The sequence below is a fragment of the Mycobacterium parmense genome (assembly GCF_010730575.1).
Classification (GTDB): Bacteria; Actinomycetota; Actinomycetes; order Mycobacteriales; family Mycobacteriaceae; genus Mycobacterium; species Mycobacterium parmense.
On record NZ_AP022614.1, the window covers coordinates 4408629 to 4423445 of the forward strand.

The 14817-nt window shown below is 70.0% G+C and carries 8 protein-coding genes; 6 read left to right on the forward strand and 2 right to left on the reverse strand.

Annotation, left to right across the window (positions count from 1 at the left end):
* The first annotated feature begins 178 nt into the window (after positions 1–178).
* The 6 genes from ag85B to G6N48_RS20355 all read left to right on the forward strand — a co-directional run bounded on the left by ag85B (position 179) and on the right by G6N48_RS20355 (position 12539).
* A complete protein-coding gene (gene ag85B, locus G6N48_RS20330; protein ID WP_085270820.1) occupies positions 179–1210 on the forward strand; it encodes a diacylglycerol acyltransferase/mycolyltransferase Ag85B in 1032 nt (343 codons plus the stop codon).
* A gap of 158 nt (positions 1211–1368) precedes the next feature.
* Positions 1369–2286 (forward strand): esterase family protein, encoded by a 918-nt coding sequence (locus tag G6N48_RS20335; RefSeq protein ID WP_085270821.1) that lies wholly within the window; start codon positions 1369–1371, stop codon positions 2284–2286.
* A 131-nt stretch (positions 2287–2417) separates the two neighbouring features.
* Complete coding sequence (culp6, locus tag G6N48_RS20340; protein WP_085270822.1) at positions 2418–3428, forward strand: carboxylesterase Culp6; 1011 nt, start codon at positions 2418–2420, stop codon at positions 3426–3428.
* Positions 3429–3682: 254 nt separating this feature from the next.
* The gene (fadD32, locus tag G6N48_RS20345) at positions 3683–5575 is read left to right on the forward strand and encodes a long-chain-fatty-acid--AMP ligase FadD32 (RefSeq protein WP_085270823.1); all 1893 of its coding nucleotides are present in this window, start codon (positions 3683–3685) and stop codon (positions 5573–5575) included.
* Positions 5576–5661: 86 nt separating this feature from the next.
* The gene (gene pks13 / locus G6N48_RS20350) at positions 5662–10965 is read left to right on the forward strand and encodes a polyketide synthase Pks13 (RefSeq protein ID WP_163670985.1); all 5304 of its coding nucleotides are present in this window, start codon (positions 5662–5664) and stop codon (positions 10963–10965) included.
* On the forward strand, positions 10965–12539 hold the full coding sequence (locus G6N48_RS20355) for an acyl-CoA carboxylase subunit beta (protein ID WP_085270825.1): 1575 nt from the start codon (positions 10965–10967) through the stop codon (positions 12537–12539). The genes pks13 and G6N48_RS20355 overlap by 1 nt, the downstream gene beginning before the upstream one ends.
* 11 nt (positions 12540–12550) lie before the next feature.
* On the opposite strand, the gene G6N48_RS20360 is transcribed toward G6N48_RS20355, so the two are convergent.
* Together G6N48_RS20360 and G6N48_RS20365 are read right to left on the reverse strand one after the other, a co-directional pair.
* The gene (locus G6N48_RS20360) at positions 12551–13036 is read right to left on the reverse strand and encodes an SRPBCC family protein (RefSeq protein ID WP_085270826.1); all 486 of its coding nucleotides are present in this window, start codon (positions 13034–13036) and stop codon (positions 12551–12553) included.
* Positions 13029–14804 (reverse strand): acyl-CoA dehydrogenase family protein, encoded by a 1776-nt coding sequence (locus G6N48_RS20365; RefSeq protein ID WP_085270827.1) that lies wholly within the window; start codon positions 14802–14804, stop codon positions 13029–13031. Before G6N48_RS20365 ends, G6N48_RS20360 begins: the two co-directional genes overlap by 8 nt.
* Positions 14805–14817 lie beyond the last annotated feature (13 nt).

The window sequence follows — 14817 nt, forward strand, 5'->3', positions numbered from 1 at the left end:
GGACAATCGTTTGCGCCGTCGCCTCGATGCGACCGGATGGCAGAAGGTGTGGTTGACTACACGGGCACTGCCGCGCTTGGCGCCGGGCAATCGGCTAAGCGCATGCAGTCCGACCCAATCGAGTGATGCGCCCAATCGGAGGAATGTGCCGAGAGGCCAGAAGGATGAGGAAGCAAGGATGACGCTTGTTGACAGGTTGCGCAGCGCCGCGGCAGTGATGCCGCGCCGGCTCGCAGTTGCGGCCGTGGGGGCGGCTCTGCTGTCGGGCCTGATCGGCGCTGTGGGGGGCTCGGCGACCGCCGGAGCGTTCTCTCGCCCGGGTCTGCCGGTGGAGTACCTCCAAGTTCCTTCCGCAGCGATGGGACGTGACATCAAGGTTCAGTTCCAGAGCGGTGGCGCCAACGCGCCCGCGCTGTATCTGCTCGACGGCATGCGCGCGCAGGACGACTACAACGGCTGGGACATCAACACCCCGGCGTTCGAGTGGTACAACCAGTCCGGCATCGCCACCGTGATGCCGGTCGGCGGCCAGTCCAGCTTCTACTCCGACTGGTACAAGCCCGCCTGCGGTAAGGCCGGCTGCACCACCTACAAGTGGGAGACCTTCCTGACCAGCGAGCTGCCGCAGTACCTGTCGGCCAACAAGCAGGTCAAGCCGACCGGCAGCGCGGTCGTCGGCCTGTCGATGGCCGGCTCCTCGGCGCTGATCTTGTCCGCCTACCACCCCGACCAGTTCATCTACGCCGGCTCGCTGTCGGCGCTGCTGGACCCGTCGCAGGGCATGGGCCCGTCGCTGATCGGGCTCGCCATGGGTGACGCCGGTGGCTATAAGGCCGCCGACATGTGGGGCCCGTCGAGCGACCCGGCCTGGGCGCGCAACGACCCGTCGCTGCAGGTCGGCAAGCTGGTCGCGAACAACACCCGCATCTGGGTGTACTGCGGTAACGGCAAGCCGTCGGACCTCGGTGGCGACAACCTGCCCGCGAAGTTCCTCGAGGGCTTCGTGCGGACCAGCAACCTGAAGTTCCAGGACGCGTACAACGCGGCCGGTGGCCACAACGCGGTGTGGAACTTCGACGCCAACGGCACGCACGACTGGCCGTACTGGGGAGCGCAGCTGCAGGCCATGAAGCCTGACCTGCAGTCGACGCTGGGCGCGACGCCGGGCGCCGGTCCGGCCACGGCCGCCCCGACCAACGACGGCACCTAAACACAGCACACGACCGGCGGCGGCAATCCCTGCGGGGTTGCCGCCGTCGGTCGTTTCGGCACGGCGCCGTGGTGTGAGGTGGTTCACTACCCCCGGGCCACGCCTCATCGGGCGCTGGTTAATGTGCTCAAGAGCGGAGTCGACGAGGGAGGGTGGACATGAGGGTCGGACGACGGGGCGCGGCGGCGGTGCTGAGGGCGATCTGTGGTGCCGTGCTGGCGGTGGTCTTCGGCGGCGTGACCGTGACGGCGGGGATTCCCGGAGCGGCGCGCGCGGCCGGCTACGAGAGCCTCATGGTCCCGTCCGCCGCGATGGGCCGCGACATCCCGGTGGCCTTCCTGGCCGGCGGCCCGCACGCGGTCTACCTGCTCGATCCCTTCGACGCCGGCCCGGACGTCAGCAACTGGGTCACCGCCGGCAACGCGATGAACACCCTGGCCGGCAAGGGCATCTCGGTGGTGGCGCCCGCCGGCGGCGCCTACAGCATGTACACCAACTGGGAGCAGGACGGCAGCAAGCAGTGGGACACCTTCCTGTCCAGCGAGCTGCCGGACTGGCTGGCGGCCAACAAGGGCCTCGCCCCGGGCGGTCACGCCGCCGTGGGTGCCGCGCAGGGCGGCTACGCCGCGATGGCGCTGGCCGCGTTTCATCCCGACCGCTTCGGCTTCGCCGGCTCGATGTCGGGCTTCCTGTACCCGTCGAGCACCAACTACAACGGCGCGATCCTGGCGGGGCTGCAACAGTTCGGTGGCGTCGACGGCAACGGCATGTGGGGTGCGCCGCAGCTGGGCCGGTGGAAGTGGCACGACCCCTACGTGCACGCCTCGCTGCTGGCCCAGAACAACACCCGCGTGTGGGTGTACAGCCCCACCAACGACGGGGCCAGCGATCCGGCGGCCATGATCGGCCAGGCGTCGGCGGCCATGGGCAGTGCCCGCGAGTTCTACCAGCAGTACCGCAGCGTCGGCGGGCACAACGGCCACTTCGACCTGCCGGGCGGCGGCGACAACGGCTGGGGTTCGTGGTCCGGCCAGCTGGGTGCCATGTCCGGGGACATCGTCGGCGCCATCCGCTAGCGGCGGGTCACGGCCGGTGCCCTGGTCGGCCCGGCCGGTCCTTCATGGCGAGCCGGTACCCTGTAGGAGCGTGCGGCAGGGGGCGGGACGACCGCGTCGCTGCGGCCTATCCGCTTCGCTAGCAGGAGAACATGACCACGAAATCCCGGCGCAGACGCCACCGGATCCTCGCGTGGGTCGCCGCCCTCTCGGTGGCCGGCGTCGTGCTGCTGGTGGTGGCGCTCGCGGCGGTCTTGCTGCGCAGCCACGAAGCGCCGCCCAGCGCGGTGCCACCGGGGGTGCTACCCCCGTCGTCGACGACGACGCACCCGCACAAGCCGCGGCCCGCCTCCCAGGACTCCTCCTGCCCCGACGTGGAGGTGATCGCGGTGCCGGGCACCTGGGAGTCGTCCCCGCAGGATGACCCGCGCAACCCCACGCAGTTCCCGAACGCGTTGCTGCTCAAGGTGACTGGGCCGCTGTCCAGCCAGTTTCCGGGTTCGCGGATGCGGACGTACACGGTGGCGTACACGGCACAGTTCCACAACCCGCTCAGCGGTGACACCCAGATGTCCTACAACCAGAGCCGCGCCGAGGGCACCCGCGCGCTGGTGCAGGCGATGACCGACATCAACAACAAGTGCCCGCTGACCAGCTACGTGTTGATGGGTTTCTCCCAGGGCGCGGTGATCGCCGGGGATGTCGCCAGCGACATCGGCAACGGCCGCGGACCGGTCGACGACGACCTGGTGCTCGGTGTGACGCTGATCGCCGACGGTCGGCGGCAGCAGGGCGTGGGCAACGACGTGGGGCCCAACCCCCCCGGGCAGGGCGCCGAGGTCACGCTGCAGGAAGTGCCGGTGTTGTCCGGGCTCGGCCTGACCATGACGGGTCCGCGGCCGGGCGGCTTCGGCGCGCTCAACGACAAGACCAACGAGATCTGCGCCCCGGGCGACCTGATCTGCGCAGCGCCCGAGGAGGCGTTCAGCGTGGCCAACCTGCCGAACACGCTGAACACGCTGGCCGGTGGAGCGGGCCAGCCGGTGCACGCGCTGTACGCCACGACGCAGTGCTGGAGCCTGGACGGCCAGCCGGCGACCGACTGGACGCTGAACTGGGCGCAGGGTCTGGTCGCCGGTGCGCCCCACCCGAAGCACGGCTGACTGCCGACGGCAGACACAACGGCCCGGGTGGCCGGTGCGCGCGCCAATCGGCGGTACCTTGAGATTTGGTCTGTCGCGCGACGCCGCCTAACATTAAGAAAAAAATAAGAGCTATGAGAGTTCGTGGGTCGGCCCGCCGGGTCGACGTCGGCGCGCAAGTGCCCCACGGGACTTGACCGTCGGGGCGGCCGACACCGAGACGTGAGTACCGTCGGCGGAGCCGACATAGGCGTTTTGTAACAGGAGAGGGCGGCATGGTCTACCACAACCCATTCATCGTCAACGGAAGAATCACGTTCCCCGACAACACGAACCTGGTCCTTCACGTCGAGAAATGGGCGAGGGTGCGCGGCGACCGCCTGGCCTACCGGTTCCTCGATTTCTCCACCGAACGCGACGGGATCGCGCGCGACATCGTCTGGCGCGATTTCAGCATGCGCAACAGGGCCGTGGGCGCCCGCCTGCAGCAGGTCACCAAGCCCGGCGATCGCATCGCCATCCTGTGCCCGCAGAACCTCGATTACCTCATCGCGTTCTTCGGCGCGTTGTACGCCGGCAGGATCGCGGTGCCGTTGTTCGACCCGAGCGAGCCGGGACACGTCGGCCGCCTGCACGCCGTGCTCGACGACTGCGCCCCGTCGACCATCCTGACCACCACCGAGGCCGCCGAGGGCGTCCGCAAGTTCATCCGTGCCCGCTCCGCGAAGGAGCGCCCGCGCGTGATCGCCGTCGACGCGGTGCCCGACGAGGTCGCCTCCACCTGGCAGCCGCCCGAGGCGACCGAGGAGACCATCGCCTACCTGCAGTACACATCCGGTTCCACCCGGACACCGACCGGTGTCCAGATCAGCCAGCTCAACCTGCCCACGAACGTGCTGCAGGTGCTGGTGGCGCTGCAGGGCACCGAAGGCGACCGCGGGTGCTCGTGGCTGCCGTTCTTCCACGACATGGGCCTGATCACGGCGCTGCTGTCGCCGGTGCTCGGTCACGACTTCACCTTCATGACGCCCGCCGCGTTCGTCCGCCGGCCCGGCCGGTGGATCCGTGAGCTGGCGCGCAAGCCGGGCGAGACCGGCGGTGTGTTCTCGGCCGCCCCGAACTTCGCGTTCGAGCACGCCGCGGTGCGCGGCCTGCCCCGCGACGACGAGCCGCCCCTGGACCTGAGCAACGTCAAGGGCATCCTCAACGGCAGCGAGCCGGTCAGCCCGGCCTCGATGCGCAAGTTCTACGAGGCCTTCGCCCCCTACGGGCTGCAGGAGACCGCCATCAAGCCGTCGTACGGCCTGGCGGAAGCCACGTTGTTCGTCTCGACCACGCCGATGAACGAGAAGCCCAGGGTCATCCACGTCGACCGGGACCAGCTGAACAACCAGCGCTTCGTCGAGGTCGCGGCCGACGCGCCGAACGCCGTCGCCCAGGTGTCGGCGGGCGAGGTCGGCGTCGACGAGTGGGCGGTCATCGTCGATCCCGAGTCGGCGAGCGAGTTGCCGGACGGGCAGATCGGCGAGATCTGGCTGCACGGCAAGAACCTGGGGCTCGGCTACTGGGGCAAAGAGGAAGAGACGACCGACGTCTTCAAGAACATCCTCAAGTCCCGGGTCGCCGCGTCGCATGCCGAGGGAGCAGCCGACGACGGCCTGTGGGTGCGCACCGGCGACTACGGCGTCTACCACGACGGGCACCTCTATATTGCGGGCCGCATCAAGGACCTGGTGATCGTCGACGGCCGCAACCACTACCCGCAGGACCTCGAGTACTCGGCCCAGGAAGCCAGCCGCGCCCTGCGCACCGGTTACGTCGCCGCGTTCTCGGTCCCGGCCAACCAGCTCCCCCAGGAAGTGTTCGACAACCCGCACGTCGGACTCAAGTACGACGCCGAGGACTCCTCCGAGCAGCTGGTCATCGTGGCCGAGCGCGCCGCCGGCACGCACAAGCTCGACTACCAGCCCATCGCCGACGACATCCGCGCGGCCATCGCCGTGCAGCACGGGGTGACCGTCCGCGACCTGCTGCTTGTGCAGGCCGGCACCATCCCCCGCACCTCCAGCGGCAAGATCGGCCGCCGGGCCTGCCGCGCCGCCTACCTCGACGGCAGCCTGCGGAGCGGCGTCGGGTCCCCGACCGCCTTCGCCAGCGCGACCGACTGAATCCAGGAACCATGGCTGACACACACCTCGAACCTTCGGACGACTCCGCAACCGCCACGCCCATCCTGCCCGCGACGTCGACCGGCATGACGGTGCCGGAGATGCGGCAGTGGCTGCGCAACTACGTCGCCAAGTGCACCGGGCAGTCGCCCGACTCGATCGACGAGTCGGTGCCGATGGTGGAGCTGGGGATGTCCTCGCGCGACGCCGTGGCCATGGCCGCCGACATCGAGGACCTGACCGGCGTCACGCTGTCGGTCGCGGTGGCCTTCCAGCACCCGACCATCGAGTCGCTGGCCACCCGGATCGTCGAGGGCGAACCCGAGGCGGACACCTCCCTGGACGGCAACACCGACTGGACGCGCAAGGGCCCGGCCGAGCGCGTCGACATCGCGATCGTCGGTCTGTCCACCCGCTTCCCGGGGGACATGAACACCCCGGACGAGATGTGGCAGGCGCTGGTGGAAGGTCGCGACGCCATCACCGACCTGCCCGAAGGGCGCTGGTCGGAGTTCCTGGACGAGCCACGGCTGGCCGACCGCATGGTCAACGCCCAGACCCGCGGCGGCTACCTGAAGGACATCAAGGGCTTCGACTCGGAGTTCTTCGCGGTGGCCAAGACCGAGGCCGACAACATCGACCCGCAGCAGCGGATGGCGCTGGAGCTGACCTGGGAGGCGCTGGAGTACGCCCGCATCCCGGCATCCAGCCTGCGCGGCAAGGCCGTCGGCGTCTACGTCGGCGTGTCCAACAACGACTACGCGATGATGGCGGTCTCGGACCCGACGACGGCACACCCCTACGCCATCACCGGCACCGCCACCTCGATCATCGCCAACCGGGTGTCCTACTTCTACGACTTCCGCGGTCCCTCGGTGGCCGTCGACACCGCGTGCTCGAGCTCGCTGGTGGCGGTCCACCAGGCCGTGCAGGCGCTGCGCAACGGCGAGTGCGACGCCGCGGTGGCCGGCGGGGTCAACGCGCTGATCACGCCCGCGGTGACGCTGGGCTTCGACGAGATCGGCGCGGTGTTGTCCCCGGACGGCCGGATCAAGTCGTTCTCGTCGGACGCCGACGGCTACATCCGCTCCGAGGGCGCCGGGATGCTGGTGCTCAAGCGGGTCGACGACGCCCGCCGCGACGGCGACCAGATCCTGGCCGTCATCGCCGGCAGCGCGATCAACCACGACGGCCGGTCCAACGGCCTGATCGCGCCGAACCAGGACGCGCAGGCAGACGTGCTGCGCCGGGCCTACAAGGACGCCGGCATCGACCCGCGCAACGTCGACTACATCGAGGCGCACGGCACCGGGACGGTGCTCGGCGACCCGATCGAGGCCGAGGCGCTGGGCCGCATCGTCGGCCGCGGGCGCCCCGCCGACCGTCCCGCGTTGCTCGGCGCGGTCAAAAGCAACATCGGCCACCTGGAGTCGGCGGCCGGTGTGGCCAGCATGGCCAAGGTGGTGCTGGCGCTGCAGCACGACAAGCTGCCGCCGTCCATCAACTTCGCCGGCCCCAGCCCCTACATCGACTGGGACGCGACGCACCTGAAGGTGGTCGACACGGCCACCGACTGGCCGCGGTACGGCGGATACGCGCTGGCCGGGGTGTCCAGCTTCGGCTTCGGCGGGGCCAACGCCCACGTCGTCGTGCGCGAGGTCCTGCCGCGTGACGTCGTCGAGAAGGAACCCGCGCCCGAATCCCCGGCGGCCGCCGAGGCGGAGCCCGCTCAAGCGCCGTCGCCGGGAACCTTCGAAGGCCACTCGCTGCGCTTCGACGATTTCGGCAACATCATCACCGACACCCCCGCGGCCGAAGAGGAATACGAGCTGCCGGGCGTCACCGAGGAGGCGCTGCGGCTCAAGGAGATCGCGCTCGAAGAGCTCGCGGCCAAGGAAGCCGCCGAGCCGACCAGGCCGCTGATCCCGCTGGCGGTGTCGGCGTTTCTGACCTCCCGCAAGAAGGCGGCCGCCGCCGAGCTGGCCGACTGGATGGACAGCCCGGAGGGCCGGGCGTCGTCTCTGGAGGCGATCGGGCGGTCGCTGTCGCGGCGCAACCACGGCCGCTCGCGCGCGGTGGTGCTGGCGCACGACCACGACGAGGCCATCAAGGGCCTGCGCGCCGTCGCCGAGGGCAAGCAGCGCCCAGGCGTTTTCAGCGCCGACGGGCCGGTGACCAGCGGCCCGGTGTGGGCGATGGCCGGTTTCGGCGCGCAGCACCGCAAGATGGGCAAGAACCTGTATCTGCGCAACGACGTCTTCGCCGAGTGGATCGAAAAGGTCGACGCGCTGATCCAGGACGAGCGGGGCTACTCGGTGCTCGAGCTGATCCTCGACGACTCGCACGAATACGGCATAGAGACCAGCAACGTCGTCATCTTCGCGATCCAGATCGCGCTGGGTGAGCTGCTCAAGCACCACGGCGCCAAACCGGCCGCGGTGATCGGGCAGTCGCTGGGCGAGCCCGCATCGGCCTACTTCTCCGGCGGGCTGTCCCTGGCCGACGCCACCCGCGTGATCTGCTCACGCTCGCACCTGATGGGCGAGGGCGAGGCGATGCTGTTCGGCGAGTACATCCGCTTCATGGCGCTCGTCGAATACTCCGCCGACGAGCTCAAGACGGTGTTCGCCGACTTCCCCGGCCTCGAGGTGTGCGTCTACGCCGCGCCCAGCCAGACCGTCATCGGCGGTCCGCCCGAACAGATCGACGCGATCGTCGCCCGCGCCGAGGCCGAAGGCCGCTTCGCCCGCAAGCTGCAGACCAAGGGCGCCGGCCACACCTCGCAGATGGATCCGCTGCTCGGTGAGTTCTCCGCGGAGCTGCAGGGCATCCACCCGCTGAGCCCGACCACCGGAATCTTCTCGACCGTGCACGAGGGCAGTTTCGTCAAGCCCGGCAGCGATCCCATCCACGACGTGGCGTATTGGGTGAAGGGGATGCGGCATTCCGTCTACTTCACCCACGGCGTCCGCAACGCGGTCGACAGCGGCTACACCACCTTCCTCGAGCTGGCGCCCAACCCGGTGGCGCTGATGCAGATCGGCCTGACCACCGCCGCCGCGGGCCTGCCGGATGCGCAACTGATCCCGACACTGGCCAAGAAGCAGGACGACGTCGAGTCGATGATCTCGGCCATGGCGCAGCTCTACGTCTACGGTCACGACCTGGACATCTGGACGCTGTTCACGCGGCGTTCCGCCGACCGGTTCGACCCCCAGGACTACGCGAACATCCCGCCGACACGGTTCAAGCGCAAGGACCACTGGCTGCAGGTGTCGTTCTCGGCGGGCAGCAGTGCGGTGATCATGCCCGGCGCCCACGTGGCACTGCCGGACGGGCGCCACGTGTGGGAGTACGCGCCCCGGATCTTCACGGGCCTGGAGGCGACCGACCTGGAGGCGTTGGTCAAATCCGCCGCCGCCGAGGTGCTCGAGGACGCGCAGCTGACCGCCTCGGAGGTGCGGGCGGTGCCCCCGCAAGGCTCCGCCCTGGTGACGACGCTGACCCGGCACCCCGGCGGCGCCTCGGTTCAGGTCCACGCCCGGGTCGGGGAGTCCTTCACGCTGGTGTACGACGCCCTGGTGGCGCGGGCCGGTGCCCAGTCGGTGCTGCCCGCCGCCCTCGGTGCGGGCGCGGGGATCGCGGCCGGCCTGCCGGCGGCCCCCGCCGTCGAAGCCCAGGCCCCCACGCCGGATCGGGGCGCCGAAACCGTCCAGGACAGCCTGACCAGCCGCTACCTGCCGTCCGACACGGCCAGGTGGTCGCCGGACTCCGGTGAGACCATCGGGGAGCGGCTCGGCATGATCGTCGGCGTCGCGATGGGTTACGAACCCGAGGACCTCCCGTGGGAGGTGCCGCTGGTCGAGCTGGGCCTGGACTCGCTGATGGCGGTGCGCATCAAGAACCGCGTCGAATACGACTTCGACCTGCCGCCGATCCAGCTGACCGCGGTGCGCGACGCCAACCTGTACAACGTCGAGAAGCTGATCGAGTACGCGGTCGAGCACCGCGACGAGGTGTCCCAGCTGCACGAGTACCAGCAGACACACACGCCCGAGGAGGTCGCCAAGGCACAGGCGGAGTTGATCAGCGGCGCAACGCCCGCCACGGCGGCCGCGCCGGCGCCCGACCCGCAGGCGGAGCCGCAGACGCAGCCGCAGCCGGCGTCCGACATCCCGGTCCCGCCGCCGCCGACCGACCCGTCGGGGCCCTCGGGCTCCACCAACGGGGCCGGGCAGCCGAACCTCAAGGCCGCGGCGGACGCGCTCAACCAGGAGGCGATCGCCAAGGCGCTGAACTCCGACGTGCCGCCGCGCGACGCCGCCGAGCGGGTCACGTTCGCCACCTGGGCGATCGTCACCGGCAAGTCACCGGGCGGCATCTTCAACCCGCTGCCCAGGCTGGACCAGGCCACCGCCGCCAAGATGGCGACCCGGCTCTCCGAGCGCGCCGAGGGCCCGATCACGGCCGAGGACGTGCTGACCTCACAGAACATCGAGGCGCTGGCGGACAAGGTGCGCGGCTACCTCGAGGCCGGCGAACTCGACGGGTTCGTCCGCACCATCCGGGCGCCGCAGAACGATTCGCAGGTACCGGTGTTCGTCTTCCACCCGGCCGGCGGCTCGACGGTGGTGTACGAGCCGCTGCTCAACCGGTTGCCGGCCGACACCCCGATGTACGGCCTGGAGCGGGTCGAGGGAACCGTGCAGGAACGGGCCGCCCAGTACGTTCCCAAGCTCCTCGAGATCAACAAAGACAAGCCCTTCGTCCTGGTCGGCTGGTCCCTGGGCGGCGCCCTGGCCTACGCCTGCGCGATAGGTCTCAAGCGGATGGGCGCCGACGTGGCGTTCGTCGGCATGATCGACACGGTGCGGGCCGGCGAGGAGATCCCGCAGACCAAGGAGGAGACCCGTAAGCGCTGGGACCGGTATGCCAAGTTCGCCGAGCGCACCTTCAACGTCGAGATCCCCGCGATCCCCTACGAGCAGCTGGAGGAGCTCGACGACGAGGGACAGGTCAAGTTCGTCCTCGACGTCGTCCAGCAGAGCGGCGTGCAGATCCCGGGCGGGATCGTCGAGCACCAGCGGACCTCCTACCTGGACAACCGGGCGCTCGAGACCGTCGAGATCGAGCCGTACGACGGCCACGTGACCCTCTACATGGCCGATCGCTACCACGACGACGTCATCGAGTTCGAGCCGCGGTATGCGGTCCGCAAGCCCGACGGCGGCTGGGGTGAGTACGTCGCCGACCTGGAGGTGGTGCCGATCGGCGGCGAGCACATCCAGGCCATCGACGAGCCGATCATCGCCAAGGTCGGCGCTCACCTGGGCGGGGTGCTGGGTAATGTCGAGTCGCACACCCGCCGGACGAGTGAAGTGAGCAAGTAGTGACGGAGACCGCCCCAGCGCCCATCCAGCACAGCACCGCCGAGAAGCTGGCCGAGCTGAACGCTCGCCTGGAGCTGGCCAAGGAGCCCGGCGGTGAGAAGGCCGCCGCCAAGCGCGACAAGAAGGGCATCCCGAGCGCCCGCGCCCGCGTCCACGCGCTGGTCGACCCGGGCACGTTCCTCGAGATCGGCGCGTTGGCCCGCACCCCCAACGACCCCGGCGCGCTGTACGGCGACGGGGTGGTCACCGGCCACGCCATGATCGACGGCCGGCCGGTCGGGGTGTTCTCGCACGACCAGACGGTGTTCCAGGGCTCGGTCGGCGAGATGTTCGGCCGCAAGGTGGCCCGGCTGATGGAGTGGTGCGCCATGGTCGGGTGCCCGATCGTCGGCATCAACGACTCGGCCGGCGCCCGCATCCAGGACACCGCCACCTCGCTGGCCTGGTACGCCGAGCTGGGCCGCCGCCACGAGTTGCTCAGCGGGCTGGTTCCGCAGATCTCCATCATCCTCGGCAAATGCGCTGGGGGAGCGGTCTATTCGCCCATCCAGACCGACCTGGTGGTGGCGGTGCGCGACCAGGGCTACATGTTCGTCACCGGCCCCGACGTCATCAAGGACGTGACGGGCGAGGACGTCACCCTCGACGAGCTGGGCGGTGCGGACTACCAGGCCCGCTACGGCAACATCCACCAGGTCGTGGAGTCCGAGGCCGCGGCGTTCCAGTACGTGCGCGACTTCCTGTCGTTCCTGCCGTCCAACGCCTTCGACAAGGCGCCGGTGGTCAACCCGGGGCTGGAACCCGAGATCACCCCGTCGGACCTTGAGCTCGACTCGATCGTCCCCGACTCGGACAACACGGCCTACGACATGCACGAGATCCTGCTGCGGATCTTCGACGACGGCGACTTCCTCGACGTCGCGGCGCAGGCCGGGCAGGCCATCATCACCGGCTACGCCCGGGTCGACGGCCGCACGGTCGGCGTGATCGCCAACCAGCCCATGCATATGTCCGGTGCCATCGACAACGAGGCCTCCGACAAGGCCGCGCGGTTCGTCCGGTTCTGCGACGCGTTCGACGTGCCTCTGGTGTTCGTGGTGGACACGCCCGGCTTCCTGCCCGGCGTGGAGCAGGAGAAGAACGGCATCATCAAGCGCGGCGGGCGGTTCCTGTACGCGGTGGTCGAGGCCGACGTGCCGAAGGTGACGATCACCGTGCGCAAGTCCTACGGCGGCGCCTACGCGGTGATGGGTTCGCGGCAGCTGACCGCGGACTTCAACTTCGCCTGGCCCACCGCGCGCATCGCGGTGATCGGCGCCGACGGCGCCGCGCAGCTGCTGATGAAGCGCTTCCCCGACCCCACGACGCCCGAGGCGCAGCAGATCAAACGCGACTTCATCGAGGGTTACAACCTGAACATGGCGATTCCGTGGATCGCCGCCGAGCGCGGCTTCATCGACGCCGTCATCGAGCCGCACCAGACCCGGCTGCTGATCCGCAAGTCGATGCACCTGCTGCGGGACAAGCAGCTGTGGTGGCGCATCACCCGCAAGCACGGGCTGATCCCGGTCTAGGGGGCCCGCGCCTATCGGCGGGGTTGGCCCCGGCGCACCGTGCGGTCGAGGATGCCGAGCGTGGCCCGCAGGGCGCTCTCGGATATGACGGGGAAGATCCCGGCGTCGCGCCACTGCTGGTCGATGTCCGACCAGTCGTAGAAGGACGTGACGAGGGTGCCGGCGCCGTCCTCTGTCGGGCGCAGCCGGTAGCCGTACACGTGGCCGATCTGCGGCCGGATCCGGCCCAGGATGGTCCAGGCGATCAGCCGGTCGGGCTCGAACTCGGTGATGGTGACCGTGACGTCGTAGCGGCCCATCTCGGGGAAGTCGTTGAGCGCCTCGCGGTCCATGTGCACCACGAAGCTGTCGCCGACGGCGCCCACCGGCTCGCCGTCGGCGTCCTGCAGCATCCCGGACGCGTCGATCGCGACGTGCCCGTGCGGGTCGCACAGCACGGCGAAGATCTCCGCTGGTGACGCCGCGATGGTGCGCTGCACCTCGATCCGCTCAGCCATGGAACGCCCCCGCCACGAGTTCGTCGAAGCGCTCCAGCGTCTCGTCGGTGTCGGCGTCGATGCCGCGCAGCGGCCCCCGGTCGGCCAGGTACCGCTGGGCGTGCAGCCGGGCGACGAGCGCCTTGCGGTCGCCGCCGCGGCTGTCCCGCTCCCAGGCGGCCTGCTCGGTGAGCAGGGCCGCGGCGTAGACGTCGCCCATGAACTGCGCCAGCGGGAACAGCCGCGCCTCGGCGGTCTCGCGGTCCAGCTTGGCCCACGCCGTGACGGCCGCGTCGAGGTCCTCGACGCGCTCGGCGACCAGGCGGGTGGTCTGGTCGTCGTCGGAGACCGACACCGCGTCGCGCAACCGCGCCAGCAGTGTCTCGTGCGCGCGGGTCTGCTCGATGCCGCGCCGCACGTCCAGGCACAGGATGTTGTCCGGGCCCTCCCAGATGGTGTTGACCTGCGCATCCCGCAATATCCTTGCCACCGGCCAGTTTTCGATGTACCCGTTGCCGCCGTGGATCTCGATGGCGTCGGATGCCGCGGTGATCCCCAGCCGGCACACGCGCAGCTTGGTCACCGGCACCGCGATCCGCTGCCGCAGGATGCGGGGCTGGCGGTGGTTGGTGGCGCCGGTCCCGTCGAACACGAGCGCCTGGGCGGCCTCCACGTCGACGATCAGCTCGGCGAGCTTGCGCCGCATCAGCGGCTTGTCGACGAGCGCCCCGCCGAACGCCCGGCGCTGCCGCGCGTAGCACAGCGACTCGACCAGGGCGCGCCGCGCGTTGCCCAGCGCGAACAGCGCGATGCCCAGGCGCGCGGCGTTGGTCAGCTCCATCATGCGGCCCAGACCCTTGCCGTCGGATGGCCCGGCGTCGGCGGAGGTGGGTTCGCCGGACAGCAGGAAGGCCTCGGCGTCGCTGAACTCGACCTCGCCGGAGGCCACCGAGCGGGTCCCGAGCTTGTCCTTGAGCCGGCGCACCCGGACCCCGTTGCGCGAACCGTCGCGGCGGGTGCGCAGCACCAGGAAGTTGGCGACGCCGCGCGACGAGTCGGGGGCGCCTTCGGGCTTGGCCAGCACCACGAACGCCTCGCCGGCGCAGTTCGACGCGAACCACTTGAAGCCGTTCAGCAGCCACGCGTCGCCGTCGCGGCGGGCGGTCGTTTCGAGCGCTCCCAGGTCCGAGCCGCCGGTGCGTTCGGTGAGCAGCTGGGCCGTCTCGCCGGCCCACTCGCCGGAGGCGAATTTGGCCAGCACGTGCTCGCGCACGTCGGCCGGCGCGTAGGCGGCGACCAGCGACTGCACCATGCCGCCGCCCGTGCCCAGCGCGCAGCCCATGCCGATGTCGGCCTGGTTGAGCAGGTAGTTCGACGCGAACAGCGCCAGCCCGGAGCTGACCTTCGCGGCCCGGGCGTCGGTTCGCAGGGCTTGCTGGGCGCCCAGTACCGCGCTCTTGGCCGCGGCGAACGAGGCGGGCATGATCACCTGGCTGACGTCGTGCCCCCACCGGTCGTAGCGCTCCAGCCGGGGTGGGTTGCGGTCGGTCTCCTCGGCCCAGCGGGTCACCGGGCCGCCCGTCAGTTCGCCCATGCGCACCAGATGCGGCTCCACCACCGACAATTCGTGGGGTTGCAGGTAGTAGGCCATGGTGAACTGCAGGGTCGGATCGGTGGAATACCAGTTGAGCCCCGAGGCCCCGCGGTAGCTGTCGGTGGCGTAGCGCTGAGACTTCTCCGGGGTGGAGAAGGGCAGCCGATCCACGGCCTCGGCGGCGTAGTCGCTCATGGGATGACGGTAT

Excerpts from the sequence above, each read along its gene's own strand:
- ag85B (WP_085270820.1), top strand. The coding sequence starts at position 179 with ATGACGCTTGTTGACAGGTTGCGCAGCGCCGCGGCAGTGATGCCGCGC.
- G6N48_RS20335 (WP_085270821.1), top strand. The coding sequence starts at position 1,369 with ATGAGGGTCGGACGACGGGGCGCGGCGGCGGTGCTGAGGGCGATCTGT.
- culp6 (WP_085270822.1), top strand. The coding sequence starts at position 2,418 with ATGACCACGAAATCCCGGCGCAGACGCCACCGGATCCTCGCGTGGGTC.
- fadD32 (WP_085270823.1), top strand. The coding sequence starts at position 3,683 with ATGGTCTACCACAACCCATTCATCGTCAACGGAAGAATCACGTTCCCC.
- pks13 (WP_163670985.1), top strand. The coding sequence starts at position 5,662 with ATGACGGTGCCGGAGATGCGGCAGTGGCTGCGCAACTACGTCGCCAAG.
- G6N48_RS20360 (WP_085270826.1), bottom strand. The coding sequence starts at position 13,036 with ATGGCTGAGCGGATCGAGGTGCAGCGCACCATCGCGGCGTCACCAGCG.
- G6N48_RS20365 (WP_085270827.1), bottom strand. The coding sequence starts at position 14,804 with ATGAGCGACTACGCCGCCGAGGCCGTGGATCGGCTGCCCTTCTCCACC.